Here is a 19207-nt window from a genome sequence, read left to right as displayed (position 1 = left end):
TAACTTCGACACTCGCCTGAAGGAAGCGCATGGCCCGGGTCTCGCTCGAGCAGGTTCGCAAGGTGTACCCGCCGTCCAAGGGGGCGGGCGAGGGCCAGGTGGCCGTCGCCGGCGCCACCTTCGACATCGCCGACGGCGAACTGCTGGTGCTGGTGGGCCCCTCCGGCTGCGGCAAATCCACGCTGCTGCGCATGATCGCGGGCCTGGAGGACATCACCTCGGGCACGCTGACGATCGGCGAGCGCGTGGTGAACGAGGTGGCGCCGAAGGATCGCGACATCGCGATGGTCTTCCAGAGCTACGCGCTGTACCCGCACATGACGGTGCGCGAGAACCTCGGCTTCGGCCTGAAGCTCCGCGGCGCGACGAAGGCCGACATCGGCGCGCGCGTCGAAGAAGCGGCGCGCATGCTCGAACTCGGCAAGCTGCTCGACCGCAAACCCGGTGCGCTCTCGGGCGGCCAGCGGCAGCGCGTCGCGCTCGGCCGTGCGCTGGTGCGGCACCCGCAGGTGTTCCTGCTCGACGAGCCGCTGTCCAACCTCGACGCCAAGCTGCGCGCCGGCATGCGCGTCGAAATCGCCCGCCTGCACCGGCAGATCGGCGCGACCATGGTCTACGTGACGCACGACCAGGTCGAAGCGATGACCCTGGGCCAGCGCATCGTCGTGCTGAAGGACGGCGTGGTGCAGCAGATCGACACGCCGATGAATCTCTACGAGCGGCCGGCGAACCTGTTCGTCGCCACCTTCCTCGGCAGCCCGGCGATGAACGTGCTGCGCGGCCGGCTGGTGCGCGCCGACGGCCTGGCGCTCGACCTGGGCGAAGGCCTGCGCGTGCCGCTGGGTGCGAGCGAGGTGCCGGAAGCCTGGCTCGGTCGCGACCTCGCGATCGGCGTGCGCCCGGAACAGTTGCTCCCGGGCGAGGGCGCCACCGCCTTCGCGCCCACCACCGAAATGATCGAAGCCCTGGGCAACGAAACCCTGGTCAACCTGCGCCTCGGCCCGCATGCGCTGGTCGCGCGCATGCCGCCCGGCGTGCTGCCCTCGCCGGGGACGCCCCTGCCGCTCGCCGTCGCCCCCGGCCGGTGGCATGCCTTCGATGCGGAAAGCGGCGAACGCCTCGCCCACGTCGCCTGAGGCGCACGCAGCCGCGAAGGCCTCGCTATACTCGCGTGCAAGCGCGGCGATAAGTCCGCGCGTCGCTTGTCGAATCAATGGCTTGCGCCGTTTTTTGAATCGATCACTTCACTCAAGTGCGCCATCGGCTTAAGCCCCGGTGCCGCAGGGGCCGAACGACCGCCGCATGCGCCTGTCCACGATCAAGCTTTCCGGCTTCAAATCCTTCGTCGATCCGACCACGCTCCACCTGCCGACCAACATGACCGGCGTGGTGGGCCCGAACGGCTGCGGCAAGTCGAACATCATCGACGCCGTGCGCTGGGTGATGGGCGAGAGTTCGGCCAGCCGCTTGCGCGGCGACTCGCTCACCGACGTGATCTTCTCCGGCAGCACCTCGCGCAAGCCCGTGTCGCAGGCGACGGTGGAGCTGATCTTCGACAACAGCGACCACACGATCACCGGCGAATTCGCCGCGTTCAACGAGATCTCGGTCAAGCGCACGGTCAGCCGCGACGGCGTGAGCACGTATTCGCTCAACGGCACCAAGTGCCGCCGCCGCGACATCACCGATCTGTTCCTGGGCACGGGCCTCGGCCCGCGCAGCTACTCGATCATCGAGCAGGGCATGATCAGCCAGATCATCGAAGCGCGCCCCGAGGACCTGCGCGTGTTCCTGGAAGAGGCCGCCGGCATCTCCAAGTACAAGGAACGCCGCAAGGAAACCGAAACGCGCATCCGCCACACGCGCGAAAACCTCGACCGCCTCAACGACTTGCGCGAAGAAGTCGGCAAGCAGCTCGAACACCTGCGCCGCCAGGCCCGCCAGGCCGAGCAGTACCAGTCCATCCAGGCCGAGCGCCGCGTCAAGGACGCGGAGTGGAAGGCGTTGGAATACCGCGGCCTCGACGCACGCGTGCAGGCGCTGAAGGAAAAGCTCGATCACGAAGAAACCCGCCTGCAGCAGCTCATCGCCGAGCAGCGCGAAGCCGAGCGCAAGATCGAAACCGATCGCGTGCGCCGCGAAGAAGCCAGCGACGCGCTCAACAAGGCGCAGGCGCAGGTCTACCAGGTGGGCGGCACGCTGGCCCGCATCGAACAGCAGATCGCGCACCAGCGCGAAATGGCGCAGCGCCTGCAGCGTGCCCGCGACGAAGCCCAGACGGCGCTGAGCGAACTGGGCTCGCACATCAGCGGCGACGAAGCGCGCCTGAACACGCTGCGCGAGTCCATCGCGCAGGCCGAACCCGAACTCGAACACCTGCGCGCCGAAGACATCGCGCGCCAGGACGCCCTGCGCGACGCCGACACCGCGCTCGCCGACTGGCAGCAGCGCTGGGACACGCACACCCGCGCGCAGTCCGAAGCCGCGCGCACCGGCGACGTCGAACGCACGCGCATCGAACAGCTCGATCGCCAGACCCTCGACGCCGAGCGCCGCCGCGAACAGCTCACCAACGAACGCACGGGCCTGGACCTGGCCGCGCTGTCGGATGCCTTCGCCGGCCTGCAGGAACACCACGAGACGCAGAAGGCGTCGCTCGACGGCCTCACCGAACAGGTCGAAGCCCGCAAGGCCGCCGTCACCGCGCTGCAGGACAACCAGCGCAGTGCGCAGAACGAACTCGCCGACGTGCGCAAGAACGCGCAGGCCTCGCGCGGTCGCCTGTCCTCGCTCGAAACGCTGCAGCACGCGGCGCTGGGCCAGGAGCAGGGCGCGGCCACCGCGTGGCTGAAGTCGCGCGGCCTCGACAGCGCCTCGCGCGTCGGCGAAAAGCTGCAGGTCGAATCCGGCTGGGAAAACGCCGTCGAAGGCGCGCTCGGCCAGCTCATCGAAGGCGTGCTGGTCGAAGCCCCGGAAGCGCTGGTCGATGCGCTCGGCGAACTCGGCGAAGGCCGTCTGGTGCTGGTCGACCCGGGCGCGGAAGACTTCCCCGTCGCGCCGACCTCGCTCGCCGCCAAGGTGCGCGGCCCCGCGGCGATCCGCCGCATCCTCGCCAAGCTCCACGGCGCCGAAACGCTGGCCGACGCGCGCGCCTTGCTGCCGCGCCTGGGCGACGGCGAATCGGTGATCACGCGCGCGGGCGAACGCCTCGGCGCCGGCTGGGTGCGCGTGGTGCGCTCCGGCGCGGCCAAGCAGGGTGCGCTGCTGCGCGAAAAGGAAATCCAGTCGCTGCGCGCGGAGATCGAGTCGCTCCAGCAGCGCGAACAGGCGCTCAATGAAACGCTGACCCACCTGCGCGACCAGGCCCTGGCCTCCGAACAGCAGCGCGAAGACGCGCAGCGCGCCTTGTACATGGCGCACCGCGGCGTCTCCGAACTCGCCGGCCAGTTGCAGAGCCAGCAGGGCAAGCTCGAATCGGCGCGCAACCGCATCGAACGCATCGACGCGGAACTCTCGCAGCTCATCGCCACCCTGGACGCCAACCGCGACCAGGCCCGCGAAGCGCGTGGCAGGCAGGAAGACGCCGTCGGCCGCATGGGCGAACTGGAGCAGGTGCGCCAACAGCTCGACAACGAGCGCCGCCAGCTCTCCGACACCCGCGACGCCGCCCGCAACGCCGCCCGCGAATCGCGCGACACCGCGCACGCCCTCGCGCTCACGGTGGAATCGCAGCGCGCGCAGATCGTCGCGCTCGCGCAGGCGCTCGAACGCATGGGCAGCCAGCGCGGCCAGCTCGACTCGCGCCTGGGCGAACTCGCCTCGCAGCTCGCCGAAGGCGACGCGCCGGTGCATTCGCTGGAAGCCGAACGCCAGTCCGCGCTGGACGAACGCGTCCGCAGCGATCGCGCGCTCACCGAAGCGCGTTCCGTGCTCGACGGCATCGACAACGAACTGCGCGGTTACGAACAGACCCGCCACCAGCGCGACGAACAGGCCGTCACGCAGCGCGAGAAAATCTCGCAGCGCAAGCTCGACCAACAGGCGCTCGTCATCAAGGCCGACCAGCTTTCGGCTGCGGTGGTCGAAGCGGGCTTCGTCCTCGACGAGGTCATGGCCACGCTGGAAGCCGACGCCGATGTATCGCTGTGGGAGAAGACCGTCACCGAGTTCGACGCCAAGCTGCGTCGCCTGGAGCCGGTCAACCTCGCGGCCATCGCCGAACACGCCGAGGCCGCGCAGCGCAAGGAATACCTCGACGCGCAGGACACCGACCTGTCGACGGCGCTGGAGACCCTGGAAGAAGCGATCCGCAAGATCGACCGCGAGACCCGCGGCCGTTTCAAGGACACCTTCGACCGCGTGAACTCCGGCGTGCAGGAGCTGTATCCGCGCCTGTTCGGCGGCGGCCACGCCTACCTGGAACTCACCGGCGAAGACCTGCTCGACACCGGCGTTGCGATCATGGCGCGCCCGCCCGGCAAGCGCGTGTCGAACATCTCGTTGCTGTCCGGCGGCGAGAAGGCGATGACCGCGGTGGCGCTGGTGTTTGCGATCTTCCGCCTCAACCCGGCGCCGTTCTGCCTGCTGGACGAAGTGGACGCACCGCTCGACGAAGCCAACGTCGGTCGTTTCACGGCGATGGTCAGCGAGATGAGCGAACAGGTACAGTTCCTGTTCGTGACGCACAACAAGGCCACCATGGAAGCCGCCCAGCAGCTCTCGGGCGTGACCATGCGCGAGCCCGGCGTGAGCCGCCTGGTGTCGGTCGACCTCGCCGAGGCCGCGCGCCTGGCAGGGGCCGCCTGACGCAACGACTTCAAGGAGCCCGACGATGGATTCGACGGTATTGCGCATCGGCATCGCCATCGCGGGCGTGCTGCTCATCGCGGCGATCTACTTCTTCGGACGCCCGCGCAAGCCGGGGCAGGGGCGTCGCGTCGCCGAGCGCACGGAACCGGGCGAGCGCATCGAGCCCACGCTGGGCGCGCAGCTTGAACAGGAACTCGCCGGCGGCGAGCCGACCACGCAATCCGAGTTCGACCTCGGCGAGCGCGGCGAAGGCAACGACCTCGGCAAACGCGGCGACGCCTCCTTCGAAAAGATCGTCACGCTCTACGTGGCCGCGCGCGCGGGCACACAGCTGCGCGGCAGCGACATCGTTGTGGCCGCCGAGAAGGCGGGCCTGACCTACGGCCACATGCAGATCTTCCATCGCCTGGTCGAAGGCCATCCGGAGCGTGGCCCGGTGTTTTCGGTCGCCAGCATCAAGAAGCCGGGAAGCTTCGACATGGCGACGATCCAGGAGCTGGAAACGCCCGCCATCGCGTTCTTCCTGACGCTGCCGGCGCCGATGACGGCGTTGGATGCGTGGGAAAAGATGCTGCCGACGGCGCAGCGGATGGCGGAATTGCTCGAGGGCGTGGTGCTCGATGAGCAGCGCAATGCGTTGGGCCGCCAGCGCATCGCACACATTCGCGATGAGCTCCGTGCGTATGATCGTCAGCACGAAGCTCCGCCGCTGACCAAGCCGGCTCGCTGGTAAACAACAAGCAACAGCCTCGGCTGCGGAAGGCCCGGCCTGTCCCACGCTCGATGGGCACGCCTGTCGGAGCGCCTCCAAGCCGCATCCATGCAACCGGAGCTCCGCCCGGGTGGCCATCCATGGCCGCCCTGCAGTCATGCCCATCGAGCGTGTGCCAGGCCTCCACCGCAGTTCACCTTCTGCGGCTTCGGTACAAAGCTTCAAAGCTTCAAGGCGTCTAATGCGTTGTTCTCGCAAATCGCGGTGAAGGACCGACACGCACTCGGTTGTCGCGACTGCAGGTGGGCCATGGATGGCCTACCGGGCGGAGCTCCGGTTGCATGGATGCGGCTTGTAGGCGCTCCGACAGGCGCGATAACCGAGGGCGTGGCGGTCCGTCCCTCCGGAGCCGAGAGAGCTCTTCGCACCCGTGAGGTTAGACTTCGAATCCGAGCTCAAGACCGACAAAGCCAACCTTGAAAGCCGCCACCCTCCAGGCCCGCGTCGAAGAACTCCGTCGCCTGCTCGACGACGCCAACTATCGCTATTACGTCCTCGACGACCCGGATACCACGGACGCCGACTACGACAAATGGCTGCGCGAACTCGAAGCCCTGGAGCGCGAACACCCCGAATTCGCCGACCCCAACTCGCCGACCGCACGCGTGGGCAACGCGCCCTCGGGCAAGTTCGCCGAGGTCAAGCACGGGGTGCCGATGCTGTCGCTGGCGAACGCGTTCGAAGACGGGGAAGTCGAGGAGTTCGTTACGCGCATCACCAAGGAAACCGGCGATGCGGCGCCTGCGTTTTCGGTCGAGCCGAAACTCGATGGGCTGGCGATCAGCCTGCGCTACGAGCACGGCATGTTCGTGCGCGGCGCCACGCGCGGCGACGGCGCGACGGGCGAAGACGTCAGCGCCAACCTGCGCACCATTCGCACGGTGCCGCTGCGCCTGCGCGGTGAGGCACCGGCGGTGCTCGAGGTGCGCGGCGAGGTGTTCATGCCCAAGGCCGCGTTCGAGAAGTACAACGCATGGGCGCGCGAGCACGGCGAGAAGACGCTGGCCAATCCGCGCAACGGCGCGGCCGGTTCGCTGCGCCAGCTCGATCCGCGCGTGACGGCGCAGCGCCCCCTGGCGTTCTACGCCTACGCGCTCGGCGAGGTCGACGGTGCGAAGCTGCCCGCCACGCATTCGAACACCCTGGCCTGGTTGCGCGAGCTCGGCTTCCCGGTCAGCGCCGAAGTCGACGTCGCCACGGGCGCCGAAGGCCTGCTCGCCTACTACCGCCGCATCGGCGAGAAGCGCAACGCGCTGCCGTACGACATCGACGGCGTCGTCTACAAGCTCGACCGCTACGACCAGCAACGCGCGATGGGCTTCGTTTCGCGTGCGCCGCGCTGGGCCATCGCGCACAAATACCCGGCGCAGGAGCAGGCGACGACGGTCGAATCGATCGAAGTGAACGTCGGCCGCACCGGCGCCGTCACGCCGTGGGTGCTGATGACGCCCGTGCAGGTCGGCGGCGTCACCGTCACGCGTGCGACGCTGCACAACGCGGACCAGATCGCGCGCCTCGATGTGCGCGTCGGCGACACGATCATCGTGCGCCGCGCGGGCGACGTGATCCCCGAAGTCGTGCGCGTGATCGAAGACAAGCGCCCGCTCGACGCGAAGGGGCATCCGAAGTTCGCCGCCTATCAGCTGCCCACCGCGTGCCCCGTCTGCGGCTCGGCGGTGGAGCGCGAGGAAGGCGAGGTCGTCGCGCGCTGCACCGGCGGCCTGTTCTGCCCGGCGCAACGTGTGCAGGCGCTGTTCCACTTCGCCTCGCGCCGCGCGATGGACATCGAAGGCCTGGGCGAGCGCTTCATCACGGCGCTCGTCGAGTTCGACATGGTGCGCAGCGTGGCCGACCTGTATCGCCTCTCGGTCGACGATTTCGTTTCGATGAAGCAGCGCGCCGACGAACTCGCCGACACGGTGCCGGAGACGGTGAAGTCCGGCAAGGTCGCGACGAAGTGGGCGGAGAACCTGGTCGGCGCCATCGACGCCAGCCGCAGCACCACGCTGGAGCGCGTGCTGTATGCGCTCGGCATCCGTGATGTCGGCGAGAGCACCGCCCGCACGCTGGCGCGCCACTTCGGTGCCCTCGATCCCTTGCTGCAGGCCGACGAAGAAACTCTGCGCCAGGTCCCCGACATCGGTCCGATCGTCGCCGCGCGGATCGCGCACTTCTTCGCCGAGTCGCACAACCGCGAGGTCATCGCGGCCCTGCGCGCGAACGGCGTGCGTTGGCCGGAAGGCGCGCCGCAGCGCTCCGCGGAAGGCCCGCTCGCGGGCAAGACGGTGGTCCTGACCGGTGGCCTGTCCTCCATGTCGCGCGACGAAGCCGGTGCGAAGCTCGAAGCCCTCGGTGCGAAGGTCTCCGGAAGCGTCTCGAAGAAGACCAGCTTCGTCGTCGCTGGCGAAGCCGCGGGCAGCAAGCTCGCCAAGGCGCAGGAACTCGGCGTCGAGATCTGGGACGAAGCGAAGCTGTTGTCCTATCTCGCCGATCCGACCTGACATGAGCGACCGCTTCGACGCCCTCCGCCTGCGCGCCTCGCTGTACGCGACGCTCCGCCTGTTCTTCGCCGAGCGACACGTGCAGGAAGTGGAAACGCCGGTGCTTTCGCGCGCCGGCAACACCGACCCCAACATCGCCTCGTTCTCGCTCGAATTCTCCGGCCGCACCGACGGCGCACCCCGCACGCGCTGGTTGCGCACCTCGCCGGAATTCCCGCTCAAGCGCCTGCTCGCCGAAGGCTTCGGCGATTGCTACGAACTGGGCCGGGTGTTCCGCGACGGCGAGGCCGGCGGCCGCCACAACCCCGAGTTCACGATGCTCGAGTGGTACCGCGTCGGCCGCGACCATCGCTGGCTCGCGCACGAGACCGTCGACGTCGTGCGCGCCGCGCTGGCCCTCGTGAACCGGGACGTCCGGGTGGTGGAATCCACTTACCGGGACTTGTTCCGCACGAGCATCGACGTGGACCCGTTTCTCGCCTCCGATGAGGCGTTGCGCAATGCACTGGGCGATGTGGTTATCGATCCGGAAGGATTGGTCCGCGACGACTGGTTGGATTTGCTCGTCACGCATCGGATCCAGCCCGCGTTCGCGAGCGACGAGATCCACGTGGTGCACGACTATCCCGCCTCGCAATGCGCCCTCGCGCGCATCCGCCCGGGCACGCCGCCGGTCGCAGAACGCTTCGAAGTGTTCCTGGGGCCGCTCGAACTCGCCAACGGGTACCACGAATTGCGCGACGCCGCCGAACAGCGCGCGCGCTTCGAGAAAGACCGCCAGGTGCGCTCGGAACGCGGCCTGCCGGCGCCTCCGGTCGACGACGCCTTGCTCGCCGCACTCGCGCACGGCCTACCCGAATGCGCCGGCGTGGCGCTGGGCGTGGACCGCCTGCTGATGGCGATGCGCGGCACCGATCGCATTGCCGATGTGCTGGCCTTCGATTTCGCACGGGCGTGACGACGGGTAGCTCATCGTTGGACTTGACCGCGCATTCAGCGATCTGGGACTGTGCGCGCACGAAGCCGTGACGCGCTTCGAGGATGTGCCATGCGTTCAGCTGCCAACGGAGTCCTGCTCGCCGGCCTTGCCGCCGCGACGGCCCCCGTGTCGGCGCAGGAAGCCACGCCGGTCGAACCGGCGCGCGGCAACATCCAGAACACCGTGCGCTGCGAATCGCCGAAGGGCAGGGAGCGCACGTGCCAGGCCGACACGCGCGGCGGCGTGCGCGTCACGCGCCAGCTCTCGCGCAGTCCCTGCGTCGAAGGGCAGACCTGGGGCGTGCGCCCTGGCGAGATCTGGGTGAAGGCGGGTTGTCGTGCGGACTTCGGCCTGGCGGATCTCGGCGCGGTGATTGCCGGCCCGATCTACTTCAAGTGCGAAGCCACCGGCCTGGGCCGACAGCACTGCCCGGTGTCCACGCGCGGCGGCGTGCGCCTGGTGCGCCAGTTGTCCAAGAGCGATTGCATCCAGCACAGCACGTGGGGCTTCGACCGCAACAGCGTGTGGGTCTCGCAGGGATGCCGCGCGGAGTTCACGGCCGGGGTCGAGGAAGACGCCGCAGAGCCCGATGTCGGGCCGCACTCGGTGCGCTGCGAATCCGACCGCGGGCGCGAGCGCCGCTGCGATGTCGGCGTGTGGAACGGCGCCGAGCTGACCAAGCAATTGTCGAAGTCGCCCTGCATCCAGGACCACACCTGGGGTTGGGACCAGCGCGGCGTGTGGGTGAGCCGCGGCTGCCGGGCCGAGTTTCGCGTCTGGTGAGCGTGCGGGCCCGGTAAACTTGGGCCATGGACGTCGATTACGCACGCTACGACCGCATCCGCCCGATCCGCTGGACCGGCACGGCCCTGGAACTGCTCGACCAGCGCAAGCTGCCGTTCGAGACCGACTACCTGGTGTGCGCCACGAGCGACGAAGTCGCGCGTGCGATCCACGCGTTGGCCGTGCGCGGCGCGCCCGCCATCGGCATCGCCGCCGCCTGGGGCGTGGTGCTCGCCGAACGCGCGATCGAAGCCACCGATGCACAGGATGCCGCGACGAAGCTCGAACCGGCCCTGCAACGCCTCAACGCCGCGCGTCCGACCGCAGTGAACCTCGCCTGGGCGCTCGCGCGCATGCGCGCCGCGCTCGCCCGCGCCGGCCATGACTGGCGGCAAACACTCGAACGCGAAGCCGAAACCATCGACCGCGAAGACCTCGCCGCCAACCGCCACATGGGCGCGCTCGGCGCATCGCTGATCGAACCCGGCAGCGGCGTGCTCACCCACTGCAACACCGGCTCGCTCGCCACTGCGGGCTTCGGCACCGCGCTGGGCGTGATCCGCGCCGGCGTCGCGCAGGGTCGGATCGAAAAAGTCTTCGCAGGCGAAACCCGCCCATGGCTGCAGGGCGCGCGCCTGACGGTGTGGGAACTGCAGCAGGACGGCATCGACGCCACCCTGATCGCCGACTCCGCCGCCTCGCACCTGATGAAATCCGGCCAAGTGCAATGGGTGGTCGTGGGCGCCGACCGCATCTGTGCCAACGGCGACACGGCGAACAAGATCGGCACCTATCAACTCGCCATCGCGGCACGGCACCACGGTGTCGGCTTCATGGTCGTCGCGCCGTCCTCGACGGTCGACATGGCCACGCAGAGCGGCGATCTGATCGAGATCGAGGAGCGCGATCCGGCGGAGCTGCATTCGGTCGGCGGGAGCCGCACGGTGGCCGAGGGCATCGGTGCCTGGAACCCGGTCTTCGACGTGACGCCCCACACCTTGATCGATGCCATCGTGACCGAGCGGGGCGTCATCCGCCGACCCGATGAAGCGTCGATGCGCCTGGCCTTCGGCTAAGAGCAAAGCGTCATCGGCTCCGGAGAGGCGGACCGCCACGCCCTCGGTTATCGCGCCTGTCGGAGCGCCTTCAAGCCGCATCCATGCAACCGGAGCTCCGCCCGGTAGGCCATCCATGGCCCACCTGCAGTCGCGACAACCGAGTGCGTGTCGGTCCTTCACCGCGATTTGCAGGTGCGCCGCGTTCGAAGCTCTTCACCGAGGTCGCAATCAGTGATTTGAGGTGGAGGCCTGGCACACGCTCGATGGGCATGACTGCAGGGCGGCCATGGATGGCCACCCGGGCGGAGCTCCGGTTGCATGGATGCGGCTTGTAGGCGCTCCGACAGGCGTGCCCATCGAGCGTGGGACAGGCCGGACTTTCCGCAAGCCGAGGCTTTTGCTCCAGCGTGGCCGCAGGGCGCATGGATGCTGCTTGGAGGCGCTCCGACGGGCCCGATGAACGACTGCGGTGCGTGCCGGACTTTCTGGTGTCTGAAGTCCCTCTAAGTTGTTGTTTCTGCCAGAAAATCAGAAGGCGTGAAAAACGCGTTCCATGCTAGAATTCACGCCTTCGGACTCTCCTTAGAAAAAGCCCTCGAATGGCAGAACTCGCCAAGGAAATCATCCCGGTCAACCTCGAAGACGAGATGCGCCGCAGCTACCTGGATTACGCCATGAGCGTGATCGTGGGGCGCGCGCTTCCCGACGTCCGGGACGGATTGAAGCCGGTCCACCGCCGCGTCCTGTTCGCCATGAACGAACTCGGCGCGCACAGCAACAAACCCTATTACAAGTCCGCCCGAATCGTCGGCGACGTCATCGGTAAGTACCACCCGCACGGCGACACCGCGGTGTACGACACGCTGGTGCGCATGGCGCAGCCGTTCTCGCTGCGCTACATGCTGGTGGACGGGCAGGGCAACTTCGGCTCCATCGACGGCGACTCGCCGGCGGCCATGCGTTACACCGAGGCGCGCATGTCGCGCCTGGCGCACGAGCTGATGGCGGACATCGACAAGGAAACCGTCGACTTCCAGCCGAACTACGACGAGAAGGAACTCGAACCCACCGTCATGCCGACGCGGGTGCCGAACCTGCTGGTCAACGGCTCGGCGGGCATCGCGGTCGGCATGGCGACGAACATCCCGCCGCACAACCTCAACGAAGTCGTCGACGCCACCATCGCGCTCATCGACGATCCGGCCATCGACGTCGAAGGCCTGATGCAGTTCATCCCCGGCCCGGATTTCCCGACCGCGGGCATCATCAACGGCACCGCCGGCATCCAGCTCGCCTACCGCACCGGCCGCGGCCGCGTGCGCATGCGCGCGCGCGCCGAGATCGAAGTGAACGAGGACACCGGTCGCGAAGCGATCGCGGTGTCGGAGATCCCGTACCAGGTCAACAAGGCGCGGCTGATCGAGAAGATCGCCGAGCTGGTGAAGGAAAAGAAGCTCGAGGGCATCAGCGAGCTGCGCGATGAGTCCGACAAGGACGGCATGCGCATCTTCATCGAGGTCAAGCGCGGCGAGTCGGCCGAGGTCGTGCTGAACAACCTCTACGCGCAGACCCAGATGGAATCGGTCTTCGCGATCAACATGGTCGCGCTCGTCGACGGCCGTCCGCAGCTGCTCAACCTCAAGCAGATGCTCGAAGCGTTCGTGCGCCACCGCCGCGAGGTGGTGACCCGCCGGACGATCTTCGAACTGCGCAAGGCGCGCGCCCGCGCCCACGTGCTCGAAGGCCTGACGGTCGCGCTCGCGAACATCGACGAGATGATCGAGCTGATCAAGACGTCGGCGAACCCGAACGAAGCGCGCGAGCGGATGCTCGAGCGTCGCTGGCAGCCCGGCCTGGTCGGCTCGCTGCTGGCCGCCGCCGGCGCCGATGCCTCGCGTCCGGAAGACCTGCCGGCCGGCGTCGGCCTGCTCGCCGACGGTTACCAGCTGACCGAAATCCAGGCGCAGCAGATCCTCGAAATGCGCCTGCACCGCCTCACCGGGCTGGAGCAGGACAAGCTCACCGAGGAATACAAGCAGCTGCTCGACACCATCCAGGGCCTGATCCGCATCCTGGAAAACCCGGACGTGCTGCTCGACGTCATCCGCACCGAGCTGCACAACCTCAAGGCCGAATTCGGCGACGCCCGTCGTTCCGAAATCCGCGCCAGCGAGGAAGACCTCGACATCCTCGACCTCATCGCGCCGGAAGACGTGGTGGTCACGCTCTCGCATTCGGGTTACGCCAAGCGCCAGCCGGCCAGCTCGTACCGCGCGCAGCGTCGCGGCGGCCGCGGCCGCAACGCGGCGGCGACGAAGGACGAGGATTTCATCGACCAGCTGTGGCTGGTGAACACGCACGACACGCTGCTCACCTTCACCAGCGCCGGCCGCGTGTTCTGGCTGCCCGTGCACCAGTTGCCGGACGCCGGCCCGCACGCGCGTGGCCGTCCGATCGTCAACTGGATCCCGCTGGAAGCCGGCGAGCAGGTCCAGGCCGTGCTGCCGGTGCGCGAGTATCGCGACGACCGCTACGTGCTGTTCGCCACCCGCGACGGCACGGTCAAGAAGACGGCGCTGACCGAGTTCGCCTTCCGCCTGCAGCGCGGCAAGATCGCGATCAACCTCGACGAGGGCGATGCGCTCATCGGCGTGGCGATGACCGATGGCGAACGCGACGTCATGCTCTTCGCCTCGAACGGTAAAGCCGTGCGCTTCGCCGAGAACGAAGTGCGCGCCATGGGCCGCACCGCCACCGGCGTGCGCGGCATGCGCCTGGCCGAGGGCGACCAGGTGCGCAGCCTGATCGTGGTGGAAGGCGACGGCGACATCCTCACCGCCAGCGAACGCGGCTTCGGCAAGCGCACGCCGGTGGAGGACTACCCGCGCAAGGGCCGCGGCACGCAGGGCGTGATCGCGATCCAGACCAGCGCGCGCAACGGCAAGCTCGTGGGTGCCATCCAGCTCAGCGACCACCACGAGGTGCTGCTGATCTCCGACGGCGGCACGCTGGTGCGCACCCGCGCGGCGGAGATCTCGCAGGTCGGCCGCAACACCCAGGGCGTCACGCTGATGCGCCTGGCCGACGACGAAACGCTGCAGGCGGTCGAACGCGTCGACGCGTCGCTGGACGACGAGGCCGGTTCGGCGGAAGCTGAAGGCGCGGCAACGATCGTCGGCGGGGTGCCTGGCGAGGTGTCCGGCGACACCACGGAGACTCGTTCTCTGGAGTGATCGCGGAGAGTTTCGCCATCGAAACTCGACGACGCCGCCTACGGGCGGCGTCGTCGTATTCGCTCCACACAAAACCCGGGGAATGAACATGCAGCGGTGTGCGCGTCCGAATGGAGTCGGGGGTGCGTTGCGGTGGTGGGCGGCGATGGCCGTCCTGGTGGTGGTGTTCCTCGGTGCCGGCTGCAAGGCCGACCGGGACGGGCAACTGCCCGAAGTCAGCGGCGAGAAGATCGCCGCGCAGCGCGCGAAGCCGGTCGGCTTCGGCCTGGTGTCCGCCTACGCGGACCAACTCGGCGACGAACACGCGCTCGCCCTCGAATTCAGCCGGCCGCTGGTCGGGACCCAGGACTTCGACAAGCTCATCGCGGTGACCGACAAGGACGGCGCCGCGGTGCAGGGCAGCTGGGTGCTGTCCGACCGCGGCGACGAAGAAGGGAAGGTGCTGCGCTTCCCGCACGTCGAATCCGATCGCGACTACACGGTGACGATCGCGGCCGAGCTCACGGCCGCCGATGGACACAAGCTGCCCGGAGAACTCCGCAAGACGATCCACACCGGCCAGCTCGATCCGGTCGTCGGCTTTGCCTCGCAGGGCAGCGTGCTGCCGGCGCGCGAGAGCCGCGGCCTGCCGGTGGTCTCGGTCAACGTGGCGGAAGTCGACGTCGAGTTCCTGCGCGTCAAGGACGACCTGCTGCCGCGCTTCTTCGCCGAGTTCCAGCGCGGCGGCCGCCGCGGTGCGTGGGACCTGGAGCGCGATTACAGCTGGGACGACGACTCCGGCGCCGAGCACAAGCGCACGCCGCTCTCGCACCTGGCCGAACCGGTGTACGTGAACCGCTTCGTCCTCGGCGGCAAGCCCAACGAACGCGCACTCACCTACCTGCCGCTGCAGGACATCAAGGAATTGCAGAAGCCCGGCCTGTACTTCGCGGTCATGAAGCGCGCGGGCACCTTCAAGGACGACTTCGACACCGCGTTCTTCACCGTCAGCGACCTCGGCCTGCACACGCGTGCGTACAAGGACAAGCTGTTCGTCCACGCCGCCTCGCTGCAGACCGGCAAGGCGATCCCGATGGTCGACCTGCGCGTGCTCAACGCCGACGGCGAGCCCGTGCTGAAGGGCAGCACCGATGCCAACGGCAATGCATTGCTGGACTACACGCTGGATGCCACGCAGGTCCTGATTGCGCAGCACGGCAACGATGTGTCGATGCTGCCGTTCAACCAACCGGCGCTGGACCTCTCGGAGTTCGCCGTCGCCGGGCGCGAGCAGGCGTGGTTCGACGTGTTCGCCTGGTCGGGGCGCGATCTGTATCGGCCCGGCGAAACCGTCAACGTGTCCGCGCTGCTGCGCGACCAGGACGGCAAACCGCTGGCGAAGAAGCAGCCGGTGTTCGTGCGCTACGTGCAACCCGATGGCAAGGCGCTGCTGGAAACGCGCCTGCAGCCCGACGCGCAGGGCTACGTGCGCCACGCGCAAACGATTCCCGCCGATGCGGCCACCGGCAAGTGGCGCGTCGAATTCCGCACCGATCCCGCGAGCAAGGAAGCGGTGCAGGGCATGGCGCTGCGCGTGGAGGAATTCCTGCCGGAGCGGATGAAGCTCGACCTGGATGCGCAGGCGCAGTTGCAGCCCGGGCAGCCGGTGCAGTTGCAGGCGACTGGCGCGTATCTGTACGGCGCGCCCGCGGCGGGTAATCGATTCACCGCCAAGCTCGCCGTCGCCGTCGAAACGCATCCGATCGATGCGCTGAAGGGCTGGTCCTTCGGCGACCCGACACTTGAGCTGCCAAAGGAAGCGAAGGACGTCGTCGACGCCACGCTCGACGCGAACGGGCATCTCACGCAATCGATCCCGCTGCCGGCCGAAGCAAAGCCCGTCAGTCCGATCGCCGCGATCGTCACCGGCAGCGTGTTCGAAACCGGCGGCCGCAGCGTCAACCGCACGCTCAAGCGCGTGATGTGGCCGGCCGATGCGTTGGTCGGCGTGCGTCCGTTGTTCGACGAAAAGGATGGCGCGGACGCGAACGCCAATGCCGGCTTCGAGATCGGGCGCTTCGATGCGTCGGGCAAGGCGCGCCCCGTGAAAGGCCTGCGCGTCAGCCTCGTGCGTGAGACGCGCGACTACCGCTGGGTCTGGGGCGACGACGGCAAGGGTTGGGATTACGACTTCACGCGTCGGTACAAGACCGAGGAGACGAAGACGATCGACTTCGATGCGAACAACGTCCGCATCGACTTCCCGGTGAAGTGGGGCGAGTACCGCGTCGAAGTGTTCGACCCGACGACGAAGCTCACCACGCGTTACCCGTTCACCGCCGGCTGGAGCTGGAGCGACGAGAACCGTGGCCTCGACGCGCGGCCCGACAAGGTCAAGCTCGCGCTCGACAAGACCGCCTACCGCGCGGGCGACACGCTGAAGGTCACCGTCACGCCGCCGCACGAAGGCCCGGGCCTGTTGCTCGTCGAGTCCGACCATCTGCTGTACGTGCACGAGATCGAAGCGAAGGCGGGCAGCACGTTCGAGATTCCCGTGACGCAGGAATGGGAGCGCCACGATGTGTACGTGACGGCGTTGGTGTTCCGCGGCGGCAGTGCGACGAGCAAGGTCACGCCGGCACGTGCCGTGGGCGTGGCGTTCGTGGCGATGGATCGTCGCGATCGCACGGTGGCCGTCGGCGTCTCCGCGCCGAAGTCAATGCGGCCCGAACAGAAGCTGCCGGTCACCGTGAGCGCACCCGCGCTTGCAGGCCAGGACGCCTGGATCACGGTGTCGGCGGTCGACGTCGGCATCCTCAACATCACCCAATTCCCGGTGCCGGATGCGTCCAAACATTTCTTCGCGCAGCGGCGCCTGGGCGTGGATGCGTACGACATCTATGGCCGCGTGATCGAAAGCTTCGAAGGCGGCACCGCGAAGATCCGCTTCGGCGGCGACATGGCCCCGCTTGCGCTGCCGCAGGCGCGGCGCCCGACCTCGCGCGTGCAGACCGTCGATCTGTTCACCGGCCCGGTGAAACTCGACGCGAAGGGCATCGGCCGCGTGCGCCTGGACGTGCCCGACTTCAACGGCACGCTGCGCATCGCCGCGATGGTGTGGTCTGGCGGGCGCTACGGCAATCGCGCAACGGAAACCCTGGTGCGCGCGCCCGTGCTGGCCGAAGCGAGCATGCCGCGCATCCTGGCGCCGGGCGACAAGAGCAGCGTGACGCTCGACGTGCAGAACTTCACGGGCAAGTCGGGCAGCTTCAACGTGCGCGTGGAAGGCATCGGTCCGCTGGCGATCGCCGATGGCGCGCGCACGGCGAAGCTCGCGCCCGAAGCCAAGAGCACGTTCACCTTCCCCGTGCAGGCGCGTGAAGGCTTCGGCACGGCGCAGGTGCACGTGCGCGTGGAAGGCAACGGCTTCAAGGTCGATCGCAAGTACGACCTGCCGGTGCGCGCGGGTTGGCCGCAGGCGATGCGCACGCGCAGCGAGGTGCGGCAGGGCAGCGGTCCCATCGCGATGGACGCGGCGATGGCCGAAGGTTTGATCCCCGAGTCGGTACGCACGCGCATCGTGGTCGGTGCGGTGCCGCCGATCCCGTTCGCCACCGCGCTCGAAGGCGCGCTGCGTTATCCCTACGGGTGCGTCGAGCAGACCACGAGCAAAGCTTACGCCGCGCTCATCCTCGACGACGCCACCGCGACCACGCTCGGCGTCCCGCCGCTCGGCGACAAGCAGCGGCGCGAGCGCATGGAAGGCGCCTTCGCGCGCCTGGCCGCGCTGCAGATCCCGTCGGGGCATTTCTCGATGTGGGGCGAAACCGACTACGTCGATCCGTCGCTGACGCCGTACGTCGTCGAGTTCCTGCTGGATGCGCGCGATGCGGGCTTCGCCGTGCCCGATGCGATGTTGCAGAAGGCGCTGAAGGCGCTCAACGAGGATCTGCTGGCGGGCGGCGCGCAGTTCTACGACCGCGATCATCGCGCGCACCTCAAGTTCGCCTACCAGGCGCATGCGGGTTACGTGCTCGCGCGCGTCAATCGCGCGCCACTCGGCACGCTGCGCGCCCTGTTCCAGAACGACCGTCGCAACGCGCTCACGGGCCTGCCGCTCGTACACCTGGGCCTCGCGCTCACGCTGCAGGGCGACAAGCGCCGCGGCGAGCAGGCGATCGCCGAAGGCTTCGCGCGCGGCGACGCGGATCGTCCGGAATACCTCGGCGACTACGGCACGCGGCTGCGCGACGATGCCTTGATGATCGCGCTGGTGCACGAACGCGGACTGGCGAAGCCGGAGCACGACGCGCGCGTCATCGCCCTCGGCCGCGAGCTCGATGCGCGCCGCAAGGAACGCTGGTTCTGGTTGAGCACGCAAGAGCAAGTGGCGCTCGCGCGCATGGGCAAGGCGCTGATGCTCGGCAAGGGGGCGAAGACGATCGCGGGCCGCTGGGTGGGCGCGGGCGAAGGCACCGATGTCGCCAACGTGCCGCTCACCGGGCGCTTCTTCGATGGCACGGGTGCGTTGCGCTTCGAGCCGACGTCCGAGCCGCCGTACTACGTCAGCTACGAGGTCGCCGGCATTCCGCGCACTGCGCCGCCGCCGGACGCGAAGGTGTTCGAAGTGAAGCGCACGTACTACACGCCGGATGGCAAGCCCTGGAGCGGCGGCAAGCTGGCGGAGGGCGACAGCCTGATCGTGCAGCTGGCGATCAAGGTCGACGAGAAAGCCCCCGACGCGCTCGTCACCGACCTGCTGCCCGCGGGCCTGGAGATCGAGAACTTCAACCTCGGCGATGCGAAGCAGTGGGCGGGGGTGGTGATCGACGGCATCGAGATCGCCAACCGCGACCAGGCTTCCGAAGTGCGCCACGAGGAGTTCCGCGACGATCGCTATGTCGCCGCGCTGAAGCTCGACAACGGCGACACGGCCCGCGTGTTCTACCTGGTGCGTGCGGTGACGCCCGGCACGTACACGGTGCCGCCGCCGCTGGTGGAAGACATGTATCGGCCGGAGTTGCGTGGCGTGGGCCGCGCGTCGCCGGAGACGATCACGGTGGTGCAGCCGGGCCAGTGAACACGAAAGATCG

The 19207-nt window shown here is 68.4% G+C and carries 9 protein-coding genes; all 9 read left to right on the top strand.

All coding sequences use genetic code 11. From position 1 onward, the window contains the following. The first annotated feature begins 29 nt into the window (after positions 1–29). The 9 genes from ugpC (at position 30) to LVB87_RS13265 (ending at position 19194) form a co-directional block, all read left to right on the top strand. Positions 30–1136: a sn-glycerol-3-phosphate ABC transporter ATP-binding protein UgpC gene (gene ugpC, locus LVB87_RS13305; protein WP_232898438.1), complete on the top strand. Its 1107-nt coding sequence runs from the start codon at positions 30–32 to the stop codon at positions 1134–1136. A gap of 166 nt (positions 1137–1302) precedes the next feature. Beyond that, on the top strand, positions 1303–4806 hold the full coding sequence (smc, locus tag LVB87_RS13300) for a chromosome segregation protein SMC (protein ID WP_232898437.1): 3504 nt from the start codon (positions 1303–1305) through the stop codon (positions 4804–4806). Positions 4807–4831: 25 nt separating this feature from the next. Further along, positions 4832–5542, top strand: a complete 711-nt coding sequence (gene zipA / locus LVB87_RS13295) for a cell division protein ZipA (protein WP_232898436.1) — start codon at positions 4832–4834, stop codon at positions 5540–5542. Between the two features lie 455 nt (positions 5543–5997). Further along, positions 5998–8082 (top strand): NAD-dependent DNA ligase LigA, encoded by a 2085-nt coding sequence (gene ligA, locus LVB87_RS13290; RefSeq protein WP_232898435.1) that lies wholly within the window; start codon positions 5998–6000, stop codon positions 8080–8082. A 1-nt stretch (position 8083) separates the two neighbouring features. After that, positions 8084–9040, top strand: a complete 957-nt coding sequence (gene epmA, locus LVB87_RS13285) for an EF-P lysine aminoacylase EpmA (protein ID WP_232898434.1) — start codon at positions 8084–8086, stop codon at positions 9038–9040. A 90-nt stretch (positions 9041–9130) separates the two neighbouring features. Further along, the gene (locus tag LVB87_RS13280; RefSeq protein ID WP_232898433.1) at positions 9131–9844 is read left to right on the top strand and encodes a DUF3011 domain-containing protein; all 714 of its coding nucleotides are present in this window, start codon (positions 9131–9133) and stop codon (positions 9842–9844) included. 26 nt (positions 9845–9870) lie between these two features. Continuing rightward, the gene (gene mtnA, locus LVB87_RS13275; protein WP_232898432.1) at positions 9871–10920 is read left to right on the top strand and encodes an S-methyl-5-thioribose-1-phosphate isomerase; all 1050 of its coding nucleotides are present in this window, start codon (positions 9871–9873) and stop codon (positions 10918–10920) included. 581 nt (positions 10921–11501) lie between these two features. Beyond that, positions 11502–14135 (top strand): DNA gyrase subunit A, encoded by a 2634-nt coding sequence (gene gyrA, locus LVB87_RS13270; RefSeq protein WP_232898431.1) that lies wholly within the window; start codon positions 11502–11504, stop codon positions 14133–14135. A gap of 145 nt (positions 14136–14280) precedes the next feature. Then, the gene (locus tag LVB87_RS13265; protein ID WP_232898430.1) at positions 14281–19194 is read left to right on the top strand and encodes an alpha-2-macroglobulin; all 4914 of its coding nucleotides are present in this window, start codon (positions 14281–14283) and stop codon (positions 19192–19194) included. Positions 19195–19207: the final 13 nt, after the last annotated feature.

Source organism: Lysobacter sp. KIS68-7, assembly GCF_021284745.1.
GTDB lineage: Bacteria > Pseudomonadota > Gammaproteobacteria > Xanthomonadales > Xanthomonadaceae > Noviluteimonas.
The sequence above is the reverse complement of the archived record's forward strand: the minus strand, read 5'-3'. Positions and strand labels throughout refer to the sequence as shown.